Raw genomic sequence first — 15,502 nt, 5'->3', positions numbered from 1 at the left:
GGGCGTCCGGCGGTCCGGCCGGGTCGGGGAGGTGCGCCCCCCGGCCCGGCGTACGCCCCTTGCCGTGCCCCCGGTCCGCGGAGGGATCTTCCCTGACGGGGCCGGGTTTGATTGACTGCCCGTCATGACCTCCCGTGTGTTCGAGTCCGTGCCGCCCGATCCGATCGCCTACCTGGACCGGCTGGCCGTCTCCGAACTCGGCCGGGAGTACAAATCGGTGATGCTGGCGGCGCTGGCGGTCGAGCCCGGGCAGACCCTGGTCGACCTGGGCTGCGGGCCGGGCACCGACCTGCCGGCGCTGGCCGAGGCGACCGGCCCGGGGGGCACCGTGCTGGGCGTGGACCACGACCGGGAGGCGGTGGACGCCGCCGCCGAGCGGACCGGGCACCTGCTGCAGGTCGACGTCCGGCTGGGCGACCTGCACGAGCTGCCGCTGGCGGACGGGAGTTGCGACCGGGCCCGGACGGACCGGGTGCTGCAACACGTGGCCGATCCGGCGCTGGCGCTGCGCGAGGCCCGCCGGGTGCTGCGGCCGGGCGGGCTGCTGGTGCTGGGCGAGCCGGACTGGGGGACGCTGACCGTCGACCACCCGGACGCCGCGCTGACCGCCGCGTACACCCGGTACGTCACCGACCAGGCGGTGCGCAACGCCCGGATCGGCAGCCAGCTGCCGCGGCTGGCCGCCGAGGCCGGGCTGGACGTGGTGGAGGTGCGGCCGCTCACCCCGGTGTTCCGCGAGGTGTCGGCCGCCGACCGGGTGCTGGGCCTGCAGCGGGTCACCCACCGGGCGGTGGCGGCGGGCTACTTCACGGCCGAGGACGCCGACCGCTGGCTGACCCACCTGGCGACCGGCCACTTCCTGGCCACCGTCACCTTCCACGTGGTCACGGCCCGGGCCTGAGCCCCGCTCCCCGGGGGAGGGCGAGGGCGTCACTCCCCCGGCCGGGCCCGCCGTTCGTAGCGGGTGCGGGCCGACCGGTGGGCGGCGCGCAGCAGGGCGCGGACGTCCGCGGCGGTGCGCTCGGTCGGGTTCACCACGGCCAGCCAGCCGGCGGCGGCGTGGACGGGGTGGGGGATCACGGTGTCGTCGGGTTCGGCGGCCGGGCCGCGATCGGGGTACTGGGCGGTTCGGCGGGCGGTCTCCGCTTTCCCGGCGGCGATGTTGACCCGGTAGGCGCCCGGCCGGTCCAGGCGGGAGGTCGCGTCGTCGGGGTAGTCCTTGGTGACGACCGTCGCGAACGGCTGGCCGGCCCTCGGGAGGGTGCCGTCGGGCGCGTAGTAGAAGAAGGCGTCGCCCCAGCTGATCTCCGGGGTGCCGTCGCCGGGGGCGGGGCGCAGGGTCAGGACGCCGTCGAGGCCGGCCGTGAAGTCGATGATCTCTTCCATGGTCATGTGCTCTAGCGTGGCATTCACGTGCAGGTGGAGACTTCGGCGGTCGGAAGGCGGGGATCGGGGTGCAAAGCCTCAACTCGGCGGTGCTGCGGACGGTGGACGTGGCGCGGCGCGCCGGGTGCTCGGTGCAGCAGGTCCGCAACCTGGAGCGGGACGGGGTGCTGCCGCCCGCCGACCGCACCGCGGCCGGGTACCGGGTCTACACGGAGCTGCACCTGCACTCCGCGCTGGCCTACCGGGCGCTGGCCGCGGGCGCGGGCCCGGTCGAGGCCAAGCGGATCGTCCGGGCCTTCCACCGCCCGCCGCTCGCCCGGGCACTGGCCCTGCTGGACGCGGCGCACGCCCGCCTGGACGCGGAGCGGGCCCGGCTGCGGCTGGCCCGGGAGGCCGCCGGGGCGATCGCCGAGGAGCCGATCGGCGAGGTGCGCGCCGCGGACGCGATGGGCGTCTCCGAGCTGGCCGCCGCCCTGGGCGTGCTCCCCTCCGCGCTGCGGCACTGGGACGCGGAGGGCCTGGTCGTCCCCGACCGCGACCCGGTGCGGGGCACCCGGCGCTACACCCCGGCCCAGGTCCGCGACGCCCGGATCGTCCACCAACTGCGCCTGGCCGGGCACCGGATCGCACCCCTGCGCGCCCTGCTGCCCGACCTGCGCGGCGCCCGCGGCCCGGCGGACGTCACGGCGGCGCTGGCGGCCCGGGACGAGCACCTGACCGCCCGCTCGCTGGCCCTGCTGGAGGGCGCCGCCGCCCTCGGCACGCTGCTGGCCCGCACCCGCTCCGGGGGCTGAGCCGAGGACCGGGCCGGTCCGCAGCGGCAGGAGAGCGCGAGGACCACGGCGTCCGGGCGGGGCATCAGGTGCCGTCGGCGGCCTCGATCTGCCGGATCAGGCGTTTGAGCTGGGCGACCTCCTCGCGCAGGGCGTGTTCGTCGGCCGGGGTGAGGGTGATCCAGGTGCGGGGGCGGCGGCCCTCGTAGCCCTTCTCGACGGCGACCAGGCCGGCCTTCTCCAGGACGGTGAGGTGCTGGCCGAGGTTCCCGGCGGTCAGGTCGAGGGCGGTGCGCAGGAAGCCGAACTCGGCGCGGCGGGCCTGGTGGACGACGGTGAGGATGCTGAGGCGGACGCGCTGGTGGACGGTGTCGTCGAGGGCCTTGGTGGGGTGCTGCCCGGCCTCGTCGGGGCTCCCGGAGCTCCCTGGGCTCCCTGGGCTCCCGGAGCTCTCGGCGGAGGTGTCCGCGGGGGTCGTCCGGCGGCCTGCGGGCGGGCGCGGCGGGTGGCGAGGCCGAACAGCAGGGCGCCGGTGAGCAGGTACAGGGCGGGGATGCCGTGCCGGGTGGCGGCGGACCAGGGCCCCGCGCCGTTGCCCCACCAGGTGGTGGCGGCGAGGGCGGCGACGGCAGCCGTCCCGGCCAGCACGTACGGGCGCACGGGGGTGCCGACGCCGCGGCGGCGGGAGCGGCGCAGGCACCAGAGGGCGGTGGCGGCGTACGCGACGAGCAGGCCGGCCGTCCAGTAGGCGGGTGAGCCCTGGTGGGTCAGCGTGCAGGCGTCGTCGGGGCCGAGCGGGCCGCCGGGGCAGGGGACGCTCTCCTGCCGGTAGGTGAGTCGGCCGACCGGGACTGCGCCCAGGGTGACCAGGCCGAACGGCAGCAGCGGGATCCACGCGTCGCGCTGGAGCGCCCGCACCTTCCCGCCCCTTCCGGCCTGCCGCCCCTTCCGGCGCCGTCGGCCCGCCGGTCCTCCCGGCGCCCCGTCAGGCCCGGCCGAGGGCCCGGTCGACGGCGATCTCGATCACCACCCGCGTGGGGTTCTCCCGGGGCTGCCGGTAGCGCTCGGCGTAGCGGCGTTCGGCGTCGGCGACGGAGTCCGCGTCCCGCCGGATCACGGCCCGGCCCTCCAGGGTGGCCCAGCGGGCCCGGTCGACCTGGCAGAGCGCGACCCGCTGCCCGGCCTCGCCCGCGGCGAGCACGTTGCGGACCTTGCGGCTCCCCCCGTCGCTGATCACCCGCGCGATGCCGGTGTCGGGGTCGAAGGTCGCGCCGACCGGGACGACGTGCGGGGTGCCGTCGGGGCGCAGCGTGGTGAGGGTGCACAGCTGGTACTCGCGCCAGAAGGCGAGGTAAGCCGGGTCGAGGTTGCGGATGTCGTGTGCCATGGTCCGCATGCTAATCGGGCCGCCGGGCGGACCCGGGCGCGGCGCCGTCCGCCGGGAGCGGTAGCGTCGCCGCTGGTGGGGGCGGCCCCCGCCGGGTTCGGAGGGGAGTCGCGGTGTCGGTGCTGGAGGCGTGGGCGGAGGGTCCCGGCGCGGTCGAGGGGGCGGAACCCCGTTGGCTGTCGCGGGAGTTCGCGGTCGACGGGTTCGCGGGGGACGCCTCCGCGGTGCCGGCCCGCCCGTCGGCGGCGCTGCTGGAGCTGGAGGGGGTCGCGCTCGCGGACGGGCCGAAGCGGCGCGGGAAGCTGCTGCGCGAGCGGGTGCCGCTGGAGTCGCACGGGCGGCTGGTGCTCTCGGCGTCCCGCCCGGAGGTGGTCGCGGCGGTGGAGTCGGCGAACACCGGGCGGCTGCCGCACCTGGTGCCGCTGCGGGCGGGCCGGATGGCGGCCTCGCCGTTCGCGTTCCTGCGCGGCTCGGCGGGCCTGATGGCGCACGACCTGGCGACCACCCCGGTGAGCGGTGTCGCGGCGCAGCTGTGCGGGGACGCGCACGCGGCCAACTTCGGCCTGTACGGGGACGCCAGGGGCCGGCTGGCGCTGGACCTGAACGACTTCGACGAGACCGTCTCCGGCCCGTGGGAGTGGGACCTGAAGCGGCTGGCGGCCAGCCTGGTGCTGGCCGGACGGCAGGCCGGCGCGGACGAAGTCGCCTGTCGGCAGGCGGCGTTCGACGCGGCGGCGACGTACCGGCGGACGGTGCGGCAGCTGGCGAAGCTGCCCGCGCTGGACGCCTGGAACGCCTGGGACGCCATCGCGGAGCACCAGTTGGTGGAGTTCGCGGGCGCGCACGAGCTGAGCGAGCTGCTGGCGGCGGTCTCGGCGAAGGCGCTGCGCAACACCGGGGCGAAGTTCGCGGCGCGCTCCACCGTCCGCACCGAGGACGGGGGTTGGCGGTTCGTCGCGGCGCCGCCGATCCTCAGCGAGGTGACGGACCGTCAGGCCGAGATGGTGGCGGGATCGTTGGCGTCCTACCGGCACACCGTCCCGGCGGAGCTGCACCCGCTGCTGGCCCGGTTCCGGGTGCAGGACGTGGCGTTCCGGGTGGTGGGCACCGGCAGTGTCGGCACCCGTTCGTACGTGGTGCTGCTGACCGACCGGCGGGGCGGGCCGCTGGTGCTCCAGGTGAAGGAGGCCCGGGAGTCGGTGCTGCTGCCGCACCTGGTGCGGGCCGGGTTCCCGGTGCCGGACGGGGGCGGGCACGAGGGGCGCCGGGTGGTGCTGGGGCAGAAGCGCATGCAGGTGGTGTCGGACCCGCTGATGGGGTGGACCAGCGTCGCCGGACTGCCGTACCAGGTGCGGCAGTTCCGCAACCGCAAGGGCAGTGTCGACCCGGCCGCGCTGACTCCCGCCCAGCTCGACGACTACGGCCGCCTGACCGGCGCGCTGCTGGCCCGCGCGCACGCCCACACGGCGGACGCGGCGCTGGTCGCCGGGTACTGCGGCAAGGACGAGCGGCTGGACGAGGCGGTCGCCCGGTTCGCGGTCGCCTACGCCGACCAGTCGGAGGCCGACCACACGGCGCTGCTGGCGGCGATCCGCACCGGCCGCCTGGCGGCGGAGCCCGCACCGAACGCCTGAGCCCGGGCCCGGGTACCCGGACCGCAACCGCTCCGGTTGCGGTTCCGTCTCCATTCCCGTGCGGCGTCGCGGTGGATGACCGGGTGCTGCCACATTGGTGGCCGAAGTAGCTGGCTCGGACAGGAGATTGACGATGGTTTCGGGGGACGGGGCCGTGTCGGCCGACGTCGTGGTGGACGCGCTGGTACGGCCGGACGGGGCCGCCGCGGCGGGTCTGGACGCGGAGGCGGTGGCCCGGGTGCGCCACGAACTGCAGCGCCTGCCGCGCTGGCAGCAGGCGCTGGCGGCCGTGGAGGCCGCGCCGCAGGACGCCGCGGCCCGCACCGTGCTCACCGGGGCCGTCGACGAGGTGCTCGGCTTCAACTCGGTGCTGGCCCGCTCGCTGCGCCCCGGCGGCAGCGCGGCGGACGGCAGCGGCGCGGCGGACAGCGGCAGCGCGGCGGACGGCAGCGGCGCGGTGGGCGGGGCACCGTGGTGGACGGGGTCGCGCCCGCCCTCGCGAAGGCGCCCGCGCCGGTGCTCGCGAAGGCCCGGAGAGCGCGCCCGTCGACGCCCCGGCAGTGGGCGCGGCGGCCCAAGCGGCCCCGGTGATCCTCCCCGCCGCGCCGCCGGCACCGCCCGCCCCACCGACCGCGGCGCCCTACCAGGCCGCGGCTCCGGGCCTGCCGCCCGCGCCGCCCGCCCCGCCGACGGCACCGCCGGGCGCGCCCGCCCACTCGGGCACCTATCCGGGCGCCTACCCGGGCCTGCCGCCCACCGGGGCGCCGGTCGACCCGGCCGTGCTGGCCAAGCGCAAGCGGATCGCCCTGGGCGTGGGCGCGGTCGTGGTGGTGAGCGGCCTGATCCTGCTGGGGAGCACCCTGTTCGGCGGCGACTCCGTCCCGACCCTGCCCCGCTCGGTCGAGGGCGAGAAGATGCGGGCCAGTTCGGCGAACGGCGACTTCCCGGACTGGAAGGACATGAGCTCCAGCATGACCAAAATGGGCGTGCGGGACGTGCAGGGCGCCGTGTACGGCTCGGTGCCGGAGGCCGAGGCGGACGAACCGATCAACGGCGACGACCGCAAGGAGCGCTGGAGCGTGGTCATCGGCAAGTCCAGCCCGGAGTTCCGGGCCAAGATGGCGGTGCTGGTCGACTCCTCCGGCGACAGCGACGCCCCGCACGTCGTCGAGTCCGGCCTCGGCGGGACGATGTACTGCGACTCCTACGACCCGGACGATAGCAAGCGGACCCGGGCCCGCAAGGACATCACCTGCCTGTGGGCGGACGACGACTACATGATCGTCGTGGTGGGCACCGGCGTCGACGAGAACCTGCCGCCCAAGGTCCTGGAGCGCGTCCGCAGCGGCGACGAGAGCTGACCCGACCCGCCGCCGCGGAGAACCCCCGCGCCCGGGTACCGCACCACCGGGGCTCCGGGCGCGGAGCTCCGGGCGCGGGGGACGCGGGCCGGGAGACGCGGGCCGGGGGCTGCGGACCGCGACCGGCCGCACCCGGGTGATCACGGCCGCGGTCGCGGTCGCGCACAATGGGGTGATGCGCATACGTGAGGTCCGGGCCGGGGAAGTGCCGCTGCTGCAGGAGATCGAGCGGGCGGCGGGAGCCGGTTTCCGCGAGGTCGGGATGCCCGAGATCGCGGACGACGAGCCGTTCTCCGCCGCGGAGCTGGCGCCGTTCCTGGCCGCCGGGCTGGCCTGGGTGGCGGTGGACGGCGCCGACCGGCCGGTCGCCTACCTGATCGCCGAGCGGATCGACGGCGCGCTGCACGTCGAGCAGGTCTCGGTGCACCCGGCGCACGCCCGCCGGGGCATCGGACGGGCCCTGCTGGAGCACCTCGCCACCCGGGCCCGGGCCGAGGGGGTGTCGGCGCTGACCCTCACCACCTTCGCCGACGTCCCGTGGAACGCCCCGTACTACGCCCGCTGCGGCTTCCACCCGGTGCCGGACGACACCCTCGGCCCCGGCCTGCGCGAGGTCCGCGCCCGCGAGGCGGCCCACGGCCTGGACCGGTGGCCGCGCCTGGTGATGAGCCGACCCCTGTAGGGCTCCCGCACCGGCGGCCACGCCGTCCCCCGCGTGCGGACGGGGCACAGCCCCCCGCCCCACCGCTGCACGAGGCACGCCCCGGGCCGGTCGAGGATCCGGCCGCCGGGATCAGGCCCGAACCGACCTCCCGGGCGGGGGAGTCACGGTTCGTCGCACCCTGCTCCTGCACGACGCCCGGGTGCCCGTCGACCCCGGCCCGGCCCCGGCTCCAGCCCCAGCCCCAGCCCCAGCCTGGACGCCACCACCGGCTGACCCGCCGCGCCGCGTCGCACCGCCACTCCCCCGATGGCCGGGAAAACCCCTGGCCGACGGCCGTCCCCGGCGGGCATGCTCACCGGCATGCCCAGCACCCTGCTCCTCGCACCCCGGATCAACGAGACCGGCCTGCAACTGCGCACCGCCGCCGGGCGGCGCGGGCTGCGGGCGTTCACCGCGCCCTCCTGGCGCGCCCCGCGCGAGCTGCTCGGGGAACGGGTCCACCTGTACGGCGGTCCGCTGTTCGCCGACGCGGTCGGACGGGAGCTGGGGCTCGCCCCGCTGGAGCCGGCCGACGGCTGGCTGGCCGCGCTGCCGCGCGAAGTGACCTACCGCCGGGTCGAGTTGACGACTCTCGCCGCGGCCCGTCGGCGGTCCGTTCCGGCCTTCGTGAAGGCCCCGGCCGACAAGCACTTCGCCGCCCGGGTGTACCCGGACGGCGGCGCCCTGCCCGGGCCCGACCTGCTGGACGGCGACACGCCGGTGCTGGTCAGCGAGGTGGTCCGGTTCGAGGCCGAGTACCGCCTGTTCGTCCTGGACGGCACGGTGCACGCCGCCTCCCGCTACGCCCTGGACGGCGAACTCGCCGTCGCCGAGCTGGAGTCGGGGCCGGGAGCGGACGGTCCGGAGCTGGCGGCGTTCGCCGCCGACGTGCTCGCGGCGGCCACCGGCCCCGCCGCGCTGCCGAGCGCCGCCGTGGTCGACCTCGGCCGCACCGAACGGGGTTGGGCCGTCGTGGAGGCCAACGCGGCCTGGGCGAGCGGTGGTTACGCCTGCGACCCGAACGCCGTGCTGGACGTGGTGCTGCGCGCGGCCGGTCCGCTCGCCGAACTCCCCTCCGCCGAACGCCCGTTCCTGCGCACCCTGCCCGACGTCGTCCACTGACCGGCGTCATCCACGAACGACCACGGTCCACCGGACGACGACCCCGGACGACGTCGTCGGCCGTAAGTCGCGTGCGCGCGGCGCCCGGTGGAGGTGAGGATGGGGGCCATGAGCACTTCTCACCTCACCCACATCACCGAGCCGCCGGGCGTCGCACCGGGCACCGGCTACACCCAGGTGGTCACCGGGACGGGCCGGCTGGTCCAGGTCTCCGGGCAGGTCGCGTTCGACGAACGGGGCGAACTGGTCGGCCCGGGCGACCCGGAGGCGCAGTCCAGGCAGGTCTTCGAGAACCTGCGGCGCTGCCTGGCGGCGGCCGGAGCCGGGTTCTCGGACGTCGTGAAGTTCACCGTCTTCGTCACCGACGTGGCGTACCTGCCCGCCGTCCGCAAGGCCCGCGACGAGCACGTGGACACCGCGCGGCCACCGGCGAGTTCGGCCGTCCAGGTCGCGGCGCTGTTCCGGCCCGACGTGCTGGTCGAGATCGAGGCACTGGCCGTCGTCGCCGACTGAGCCGCACGAGCCGTGTGAGCCGCACGGTGCGGGCCGGTGCGGCCCGCACCGTGCCCTGCCGATCCGCACCGCGTCCCGTCGACTCGCACCAACACCCTTGCTTCGAACGCCAGTTGGAGAAAGCGCCCGGTGCGCCGGTGGCTGGTTTGCGTCCTACGCGCGGGCGGTGCGGGCGCATACGGTCGGAGGCGAGGGGCTGCCGTCCGGCCGCGCCCTCGGACTTGCAGGTGTCTTGCCAGGAGGACGGATGACCACCGACGCGACCACCGACGCGGCTGTCGGCACCCCCGACGGACGGCCGCCGGCGCCGCTGGTGCCGCTGCACTGCCTGCTGCGGGGCGAGGCCGGGCCGCCCCGGCAGGCCGTGCTGCCGACCGGGACGCCGGTGTGGGTGCTGACCCGGCACGCCGACGTCCGGCAGGCGCTCGCCCACCCGGCCCTGGGCCGGGCCTCGCTGTACGCGCCGGACGCCCCGCCGACCGTGCTGACGCCGAACATCCTGGACGACCCGTCGTCGATCCTGAACAGCGACGGCCCCGGCCACCAGGCGATCCGCCGCACCGTCCAGCGCGCTTTCACGCCACGGGCGATCGAGCGCTGGCGGCCCTGGGTGGACGGGGTGGTGCGGGAGCTGGTGGACGGCCTGGTCGCGTCCGGCTCGCCCGCCGAGGTGGTGGGCGCGCTCACCAAGCCGCTGCCGGTGCGGGTGATCAGCCGGCTGATGGAGCTGGAGGGCCTGGACACCGACCGGCTCGGCTACTGGAGCGACCACGCGCTGTCGACCACGGCGTACAGCGCCGAGGAGATCGCGGCGGCGATCCGGGAGTTCGGCGAGTTCGGGCACCGGCTGGTGCTGGAGCGCCGGAAGAACCCGGGCGACGACCTGGTCAGCTCGCTGGTGCGGGCCGCCGACCAGACCGGGGAGATGACGGAGGCCCAGATCACCTCGCTCACCATCGGGTTGGTGATCGCCGGGCACGAGACCACCATGACGAGCTTCGGCAACGCCCTGGTGTACCTGCTCGACCCGCAGCGCGCCGAGCACCCGCAGCGCGCCGAGCACCCGGACGCGGTCGGCGGGGCCTGGCGGCGGATCGGCGAGGACCCGGCGGCGGCCACGGCCGCGACCGAGCAGATCCTGCGCACCGTCCCGCTCGGCGACCGCGTCAACGCGCCCGGCCAGCTGCGCCGGGCCACCGCGGACGTGGAGGTGGGCGGGGTGGTCATCCCGGCGGGCGCGATCGTCGCCGCCGACACCACGGCCGCCAACGCCGACCCGGAGGTCTACCCGCCGGGCCCGCTCGACCTGTTCGCCCCGCTCGGCACCCCGTCGCTGACCTTCGGCGCCGGTCCGCACCACTGCCTGGGCGCCTGGCTGGCCCGGATGGAGCTCGAACTCGGCCTGCACCACCTCGCCCGCGCCCTGCCCGACCTGCGGCTGGCCACCCCCGTCGACCGGATCGAGTGGCGCACCGGCCTGCTCACCCGCAGCCCGCTGCGGCTGGAGGTGGCCTGGTGAGCGACGCCCCGCAGCTGGTCGTCGCGGTCGACCGGGTCCGCTGCATCGGCAGCGGCCTGTGCGCCCGCACCGCCCCCGCCGACCTCGTCCTGTCGCCGGACGGCCGCGCGACGCCCGCCCGTCCGGCCACCGCGGCCTCCACCGAGCTGACCGAGGCCGCCGAGATGTGCCCGGTCGAGGCCATCACCGTCCGCGACGCCACCACCGGGGAGCTGGTCGCCCCCGCCTGGTGACCGCCGCCCGGTGACCCCCCGTCACCCCGGCGGCCGTCCCCGACCACCCGGCCGCCGGGGCCCGGGAGCGCACCGCCAAGGAGCTGGCACCGCCGAGGAGGTCACACCACACAGGAGTCCGCACCGCCGGGTAAAGCTTCGGCCAAACCCCCTGGACGGCGGCCGCTCCCCCTGCCATCCTCGCCGCCGTGCTGATCTTCATCCTGCTGGGCCTGTTCCCGCTCGGCTTCTTCTGCTTCGGCCTCGCCCTGTTCGTGGACTTCCGCGGCGTCGCCACCCACTACACCGCCCGCAACCGCGCCGTCGTCGAGGACCTGGCCCGCAAGGGCCAGGACGCCCGCAGCCTCCTGGTGCTCGGCGACAACCGCAAGATGGGCCCGCTGATCATGCTGCTGAGCGCGGGCGCGGTGGCCTTCATCGTCTACCAGATCGTCACCATCGCCCGGAACGGCGGCTGAACCCCGCCCCAGCCAAGGCCCCACCCCGCCCCCACCCCGCCCCCACCCCCGCCCCGACTCAGGCCGGGCCGTGCACCCGGCGGGCCTCCAGAACAACGGCCGTGGCGACGACCGGGCGGCCCTCGTGCATGGTGATCCGCCGGCCGGGACGCAAGCCGCGCCAGCGGGCGGGGGTGAGCGGGCGAAGCCGGACGGTGGCGCGTTCCCCGGGGCCCAGCCGGGGGACGTGCTCCACCCAGAGGGCGGCGACGGCCGTGTCCGGTCCGCCGTCGGGGGCGCGCAGGCCGATGTCCCACAGCGGGCGCAGGACGCCCGCCCCGTCGAAGGAGGTCCGGCGCGGGCCCTCGGCGGCGGGCGGGAGGGTGAGTTCGGCCCGGATCACCAAGTCCTCGCGGGCCTCGCCACAACGCCAGTGGCACCAGGCGGCGCTGCGGGCGTGGTGGAGTTCCTCGGCGGCCGCGGCCAGGGCGGCCCAGCGGTCGGGCGGCAGCGGCGGAGCGGCACCGAGTTCCTCCAGCAGGGTGAACGTGCCCTCCCAGGTGTCGTGGGCGAGGAGGTCCCAGAGTTCGCGCGCGGTGGGGTCGTTCGGGCCGGCCGCGGCCTCGGGAACCAACAGGCCCGCGTCCTCCAGGAGTTCGATGACATCCATGTCCCCGATTGTGGCCCACGGACGGTCGGCGGCCCCGGCGGGGGGCGACGGCGGCATCGACCTGGAGGTGACGGGCGAGCGGTTCCGGCTGTTCCCGGTGCACGGCACCGGCGGGTACGCGGCGCAGTGGAAGGTGCGGGCCGGAGCGCGAGCCCGGTGACGGCCCACCGGAACGACCCGGAACGCGGAGCCCCGTCCCCGCCGCCTGCTTCCTCCCGTCCCCGCCCACCGGACCGGCCGGTTCCGCCGAACCGGCCGGTCCTGCCCGGCGGCGGCTGCCACCGGAGTTCCGGCCAGAGCGGGTCCCGCCGATCCCTACCGGGCCCTGCCCGTCCCTACCGGGTCGACACCGCTCAGGCCGCTGCTCAGGCCGCCGCTCAAGCGGACTGGCGCTCGATCAGGGTGGGCTCGAACAGCACGGTGGTGGCGGCGCGGCCGGGCCGGGCGAGGTGGTCGAGCAGGACGCGGGTCATCTCGGCGGCCATCTCCTCCACCGGCTGGCGGACGGTGGTCAGGTGGGGCCGGCCGGCCGTCGCGGCGGAGGAGTCGTCGAAGCCGATCACCGCGATGTCCTCGGGGACGCGGCGCCGGTGCTCGGCGAGGACGGCCAGCGCGCCCTGGGCCATCAGGTCGTTGGCGGCGAACACGCCGTCCAGGTCGGGGTAGCGGCGCAGCAGCGAGGTCATGGCGCGCTCGCCGTCCTCGCGGGTGAAGTCGCCCTCGACGTGCGGGAGCTGGTGGATGCCGTGGTCGGCCATGGCCTCCCGGAAGCCGGACAGGCGGTCGCGGGCGGCCCGGACGCCGAGCGGGCCGGAGATGGCGGCGACGCGGTGGCGGCCGCGGGAGGTCAGGTGGTCGGCGGCGATCCGGCCGCCCTCGCGGTTGTCGAGGTCGACGCAGGAGAGCGAGAGCGGCGTCGGGGGGCGGCCGAACAGGACGGTGGGGATGCCCGCGGCGAGCAGCTGGGCGGGGAGCGGGTCGCGGCTGTGGGTGGAGACCACCATCGCGCCGTCGGCGTTGCCCTGCCGGAGGTAGGTGAGCGCCTTGTCGCGGGCCTCGGCGCTGTCGGCGAGCATCAGGACGGGGTGCAGGTCGAGCGGGCGCAGGCCGGTGAAGACGCCGCTGACGACGCGTCCGAAGAACGGGTCGGCGAAGATCTCGCCGCCGACGTGGTGGTCGGGCGTCTCGGGGGCGTCGCTGCCGGAGATGACCAGGGCGAGGGCTCCGGTGCGCCGGGTGACCAGCGAGCGGGCGGCGCTGTTGGGGACGTAGCCGGTGCGGGTGATGGCCTGGCGGACGGCGCCCTGGATGGCGGGGTCGACGTTGCGGACGCCGTTGATGACGCGGGAGACGGTGGCCCGGGAGACGCCCGCGACCCGCGCCACGTCCTCCAGGGTGGTGGCGCGCTTGAGGGCTTCGCTGCTCATGAGGCCCTTTATAGCACGCTCGGAGAGCGCTCTCCCAACCCGTTCCGAAGCATGGTCCACCGGCTGCCCCGGGGCATGCTCAGGGGCCCGGCCGGGGGCCTGCTCCGGGCCGGGCCGGGGCCCGCGGCCGGGGGTGTCGGCCCCCCGGCCGCGGCCCGCCGTCAGTGGGCGTCCGCTCACGAGCTGTGCTCCTGCCAGCAGATCATCACCGTGGTGGCGGTCATCACGGCGACGTCGGCGCGGCTGCGCGGGGGCGTGCCGAAGGTCTCGGGCAGCTTGGCGACGTCGACGGTGAGCACGAAGCTGTCCTTGCGGACCACGGTGGTGCCGTCGGCCCGCTTGTAGGCGGCCTCGCCGAGGCCGTTGAGGTCGGTGACGGCGCCGGCGCTGCCGCGCAGCCCGTCGTACTGGGCGAGCGCGGTGGCGGCGTCGGGGAGTTCCTTGACCGAGAGGGTCATGCTGGCTCCGGCGTAGTGGTACTCGCAGCTGTAGACCCGCTTCTCCCAGGTGGGGGCGAGCGGCTGGGTGATGTCGGTGCCGAGCGCGCCGGCGAGTTCCTGCCGGAAGTAGGGGTTGCAGATCATCGAGGTGGCGTCGGAGGGCCGGTCGGGCGCGCCGGACGAGGGGGCCGCGGCCGCGCTCGCGGGCGAACTCGCGGCGGGGGGTGCCGCGTCGGCGCCGGGGGCGGCGCCCGATCCGCAGCCGGCGGCGGCCAGCAGCGGGAGCAGGAGCAGCGCGGCGGTGTGGCGAAGCCTCATCGGTGGTCCTCCGTGGGGGTGGGGCGCGGGCCGGCCCCGCCGCCGGACGTGGGGGTCCGTGGCGGCGGGGCCGGTGTTCCGCGGTGGGGCTACGGCTCAGGGCTTACGGCAGAAGGTACTGCTCGTTGAGCGCGGCGCCCTTGCCGGGCTGGTTCTGGTCGTAGCCGCGGGGGTCGCACTGCAGGCCGCCGACGATGCAGTGGTTGACCATCGCGGCCAGGGTCGGAGCGTCCCAGGCGTTGAAGAAGTCGTAGTGGAAGGAGAACCCGCGTCCGCTGGAGAGGTGGAGTTGGGCGAGGTGGTCCAGGTTGGCCGGGAAGGCCATCTTGAACTCGATCATCGGCAGCGCGACCGGGTGGTCGGCGGGGCAGACGCCGTCGATGGGGTAGGCCATGTGGCTCTTGTGGTCGGGGGTGTCCAGGTACAGGCCGTTCCAGCAGCTGGGGGCCTGGAAGCGGACGCCGATCTGGCCGCCGCCGGGGCAGCTGGTGGGCAGGTCGGAGGTGTGGTAGCTGGTACCGCACTCCCAGCCGGCCACGTACCCGGGGTGGGTGGCGAAGTCGGTGGCGCTGTCGTTCGGGCTGGCGACGACGAACCGCAGGCCGGCCGGGAAGGGGCGGACGGCGGTGTAGTCGTTGATGCCGCTCTTGTAGTAGATGGTCTGCAGGCCGACCGGGTCGACGGGGGTGTTGCCGTCGTACATGGTGGGCATCCAGTAGCCGGACTTGTCGCCGGGGGCGAGGCAGCTGGTGGTGCTGGCCTGCAACGACTCCAGCGTGGAGTTGGCGTTGGTGTTGAGGGCGCCCATGAAGGTGTGCATGTGGGAGGCGCCGGGCTTGCCCGGGTAGACGATCGGGTCGTCGGGCAGGTCGTGGGTGGCGGTGCAGTTGGCCTGGAACTCGTGGAAGTAGGCGTGCGGCGGGTTCCCGGTGGCCGGGGTGGCCCCGGTGACCTGGGGGTTGGCCAGGACGTAGCCGGTGGTGGCGGTGGAGACCTGGCCGTAGACCTTGAACTCCTCCAGCGAGTAGCCGTAGCCGGTGCCCCGCTTGGTGAGGTTCAGCCTGATGTACCGTCCGCTGCCGGCGAGGTCGATCTGCTCGGTGCCGCCGGTGCCGTTGGCCTTGGTGTAGACGGTGTTCCAGGTGGCGGCGTCGTTGCTGGTCTGCACCTGGTAGCCGCTGGCGTACGCGGCCTCCCAGTCCAGTTCGACGTGGCTGATGCTGGCGGTGCCGCCCAGGTCGATCTGGACCCACTGGGAGTCGGTCCAGGCGCTGGCCCAGCGGGTGGCGAGGTTGTTGTCGGCGACGGCCGCGGCGGGGAAGTTGGCGCTCTCCACGGACGAGGCGGTGACCGGCTTGGACTGGCTGATCAGCGGGTCGGTCGCGGCGACCGCCTGCTGGCTGAGGACGCCGCCGGTGAGGGCACCGGCCGCGAGGATCGCGGCGGTGGCACCGGCGAGCGCGGTGCGGTGGGGCGCGCCGCGCGACATGCGGTGTTTCATCGGACCTCCGGAAGAGGAAGGGTGGGTGGGGGGCCCGGTGCCGCGCGGCGCTCCCTGCCGCGCGGCACCGGGGGTCTG

Annotated in this window: 17 protein-coding genes and 2 pseudogenes; 11 read left to right on the top strand and 8 right to left on the bottom strand. The window is 75.9% G+C overall.

Annotation, left to right across the window (positions count from 1 at the left end):
- Positions 1 to 124 precede the first annotated feature (124 nt).
- The gene (locus HUT16_RS36265) at positions 125 to 901 is read left to right on the top strand and encodes a methyltransferase domain-containing protein (RefSeq protein WP_176192241.1); all 777 of its coding nucleotides are present in this window, start codon (positions 125 to 127) and stop codon (positions 899 to 901) included.
- A 29-nt stretch (positions 902 to 930) separates the two neighbouring features.
- On the opposite strand, the gene HUT16_RS36260 is transcribed toward HUT16_RS36265, so the two are convergent.
- Positions 931 to 1,392: a DUF6194 family protein gene (locus HUT16_RS36260; RefSeq protein WP_176192240.1), complete on the bottom strand. Its 462-nt coding sequence runs from the start codon at positions 1,390 to 1,392 to the stop codon at positions 931 to 933.
- A 62-nt stretch (positions 1,393 to 1,454) separates the two neighbouring features.
- On the opposite strand from HUT16_RS36260, the gene HUT16_RS36255 reads away from it, so the two are divergent.
- Positions 1,455 to 2,180: a MerR family transcriptional regulator gene (locus HUT16_RS36255; RefSeq protein ID WP_176192239.1), complete on the top strand. Its 726-nt coding sequence runs from the start codon at positions 1,455 to 1,457 to the stop codon at positions 2,178 to 2,180.
- 64 nt (positions 2,181 to 2,244) lie between these two features.
- On the opposite strand, the gene HUT16_RS36250 is transcribed toward HUT16_RS36255, so the two are convergent.
- On the bottom strand, positions 2,245 to 2,760 hold the full coding sequence (locus HUT16_RS36250; protein ID WP_254898171.1) for a transcriptional regulator: 516 nt from the start codon (positions 2,758 to 2,760) through the stop codon (positions 2,245 to 2,247).
- Between the two features lie 384 nt (positions 2,761 to 3,144).
- On the bottom strand, positions 3,145 to 3,546 hold the full coding sequence (locus tag HUT16_RS36245) for a pyridoxamine 5'-phosphate oxidase family protein (RefSeq protein ID WP_176192238.1): 402 nt from the start codon (positions 3,544 to 3,546) through the stop codon (positions 3,145 to 3,147).
- 224 nt (positions 3,547 to 3,770) lie between these two features.
- Here HUT16_RS36245 and HUT16_RS36240 point away from each other — a divergent pair, with 224 nt between their 5' ends.
- The 8 genes from HUT16_RS36240 to HUT16_RS36205 all read left to right on the top strand — a co-directional run bounded on the left by HUT16_RS36240 (position 3,771) and on the right by HUT16_RS36205 (position 11,089).
- On the top strand, positions 3,771 to 5,180 hold the full coding sequence (locus tag HUT16_RS36240; protein ID WP_254898425.1) for a DUF2252 domain-containing protein: 1,410 nt from the start codon (positions 3,771 to 3,773) through the stop codon (positions 5,178 to 5,180).
- Between the two features lie 587 nt (positions 5,181 to 5,767).
- Entirely contained in the window at positions 5,768 to 6,541 is a 774-nt protein-coding gene (locus HUT16_RS36235) for a hypothetical protein (protein WP_176192236.1), read from the top strand.
- A 175-nt stretch (positions 6,542 to 6,716) separates the two neighbouring features.
- On the top strand, positions 6,717 to 7,223 hold the full coding sequence (locus HUT16_RS36230) for a GNAT family N-acetyltransferase (protein WP_176192235.1): 507 nt from the start codon (positions 6,717 to 6,719) through the stop codon (positions 7,221 to 7,223).
- A 342-nt stretch (positions 7,224 to 7,565) separates the two neighbouring features.
- Positions 7,566 to 8,366, top strand: coding sequence for an ATP-grasp domain-containing protein (locus HUT16_RS36225; RefSeq protein WP_254898170.1), 801 nt, complete (start codon positions 7,566 to 7,568; stop codon positions 8,364 to 8,366).
- Between the two features lie 108 nt (positions 8,367 to 8,474).
- Entirely contained in the window at positions 8,475 to 8,879 is a 405-nt protein-coding gene (locus HUT16_RS36220) for a RidA family protein (protein WP_176192233.1), read from the top strand.
- A 247-nt stretch (positions 8,880 to 9,126) separates the two neighbouring features.
- On the top strand, positions 9,127 to 10,398 hold the full coding sequence (locus HUT16_RS36215; protein ID WP_176192232.1) for a cytochrome P450: 1,272 nt from the start codon (positions 9,127 to 9,129) through the stop codon (positions 10,396 to 10,398).
- A complete protein-coding gene (locus HUT16_RS36210) occupies positions 10,395 to 10,631 on the top strand; it encodes a ferredoxin (RefSeq protein ID WP_176192231.1) in 237 nt (78 codons plus the stop codon). The genes HUT16_RS36215 and HUT16_RS36210 overlap by 4 nt, the downstream gene beginning before the upstream one ends.
- Positions 10,632 to 10,819: 188 nt before the next feature.
- The gene (locus HUT16_RS36205) at positions 10,820 to 11,089 is read left to right on the top strand and encodes a hypothetical protein (protein ID WP_176192230.1); all 270 of its coding nucleotides are present in this window, start codon (positions 10,820 to 10,822) and stop codon (positions 11,087 to 11,089) included.
- 58 nt (positions 11,090 to 11,147) lie between these two features.
- Here HUT16_RS36205 and HUT16_RS36200 read toward each other — a convergent pair whose 3' ends face one another.
- Positions 11,148 to 11,738 (bottom strand): hypothetical protein, encoded by a 591-nt coding sequence (locus HUT16_RS36200; protein WP_176192229.1) that lies wholly within the window; start codon positions 11,736 to 11,738, stop codon positions 11,148 to 11,150.
- Between HUT16_RS36200 and HUT16_RS36195 the strand changes: the two genes are divergently transcribed.
- The gene (locus HUT16_RS36195) at positions 11,737 to 11,898 is read left to right on the top strand and encodes a hypothetical protein (protein WP_176192228.1); all 162 of its coding nucleotides are present in this window, start codon (positions 11,737 to 11,739) and stop codon (positions 11,896 to 11,898) included. The genes HUT16_RS36200 and HUT16_RS36195 overlap by 2 nt on opposite strands.
- Before the next feature lie 217 nt (positions 11,899 to 12,115).
- Here the strand turns inward: HUT16_RS36195 and HUT16_RS36190 are convergent, their stop codons facing one another.
- The 4 genes and pseudogenes from HUT16_RS36190 to HUT16_RS38985 form a co-directional block, all read right to left on the bottom strand.
- Complete coding sequence (locus HUT16_RS36190) at positions 12,116 to 13,165, bottom strand: LacI family DNA-binding transcriptional regulator (RefSeq protein ID WP_176192227.1); 1,050 nt, start codon at positions 13,163 to 13,165, stop codon at positions 12,116 to 12,118.
- 176 nt (positions 13,166 to 13,341) lie between these two features.
- Positions 13,342 to 13,923 (bottom strand): hypothetical protein, encoded by a 582-nt coding sequence (locus HUT16_RS36185; protein ID WP_176192226.1) that lies wholly within the window; start codon positions 13,921 to 13,923, stop codon positions 13,342 to 13,344.
- Positions 13,924 to 14,026: 103 nt separating this feature from the next.
- Positions 14,027 to 14,899, bottom strand: a pseudogene (locus HUT16_RS38990) (DUF1996 domain-containing protein); the annotation flags it as partial.
- Between the two features lie 54 nt (positions 14,900 to 14,953).
- Positions 14,954 to 15,412, bottom strand: a pseudogene (locus tag HUT16_RS38985) (discoidin domain-containing protein); the annotation flags it as partial.
- Between the last annotated feature and the right edge of the window lie 90 nt (positions 15,413 to 15,502).

The organism is Kitasatospora sp. NA04385 (genome assembly GCF_013364235.1).
In the GTDB taxonomy this organism is placed as follows: Bacteria; Actinomycetota; Actinomycetes; order Streptomycetales; family Streptomycetaceae; genus Kitasatospora.
Note: the sequence above shows the minus strand (reverse complement) of the source record. Positions and strands in the feature narration are given on the sequence as shown.

Excerpts from the sequence above, each read along its gene's own strand:
- HUT16_RS36190 (WP_176192227.1), bottom strand. The coding sequence starts at position 13,165 with ATGAGCAGCGAAGCCCTCAAGCGCGCCACCACCCTGGAGGACGTGGCG.
- HUT16_RS36260 (WP_176192240.1), bottom strand. The coding sequence starts at position 1,392 with ATGACCATGGAAGAGATCATCGACTTCACGGCCGGCCTCGACGGCGTC.
- HUT16_RS36265 (WP_176192241.1), top strand. The coding sequence starts at position 125 with ATGACCTCCCGTGTGTTCGAGTCCGTGCCGCCCGATCCGATCGCCTAC.
- HUT16_RS36200 (WP_176192229.1), bottom strand. The coding sequence starts at position 11,738 with ATGGATGTCATCGAACTCCTGGAGGACGCGGGCCTGTTGGTTCCCGAG.
- HUT16_RS36220 (WP_176192233.1), top strand. The coding sequence starts at position 8,475 with ATGAGCACTTCTCACCTCACCCACATCACCGAGCCGCCGGGCGTCGCA.
- HUT16_RS36225 (WP_254898170.1), top strand. The coding sequence starts at position 7,566 with ATGCCCAGCACCCTGCTCCTCGCACCCCGGATCAACGAGACCGGCCTG.
- HUT16_RS36185 (WP_176192226.1), bottom strand. The coding sequence starts at position 13,923 with ATGAGGCTTCGCCACACCGCCGCGCTGCTCCTGCTCCCGCTGCTGGCC.
- HUT16_RS36230 (WP_176192235.1), top strand. The coding sequence starts at position 6,717 with ATGCGCATACGTGAGGTCCGGGCCGGGGAAGTGCCGCTGCTGCAGGAG.
- HUT16_RS36195 (WP_176192228.1), top strand. The coding sequence starts at position 11,737 with ATGTCCCCGATTGTGGCCCACGGACGGTCGGCGGCCCCGGCGGGGGGC.
- HUT16_RS36245 (WP_176192238.1), bottom strand. The coding sequence starts at position 3,546 with ATGGCACACGACATCCGCAACCTCGACCCGGCTTACCTCGCCTTCTGG.
- HUT16_RS36215 (WP_176192232.1), top strand. The coding sequence starts at position 9,127 with ATGACCACCGACGCGACCACCGACGCGGCTGTCGGCACCCCCGACGGA.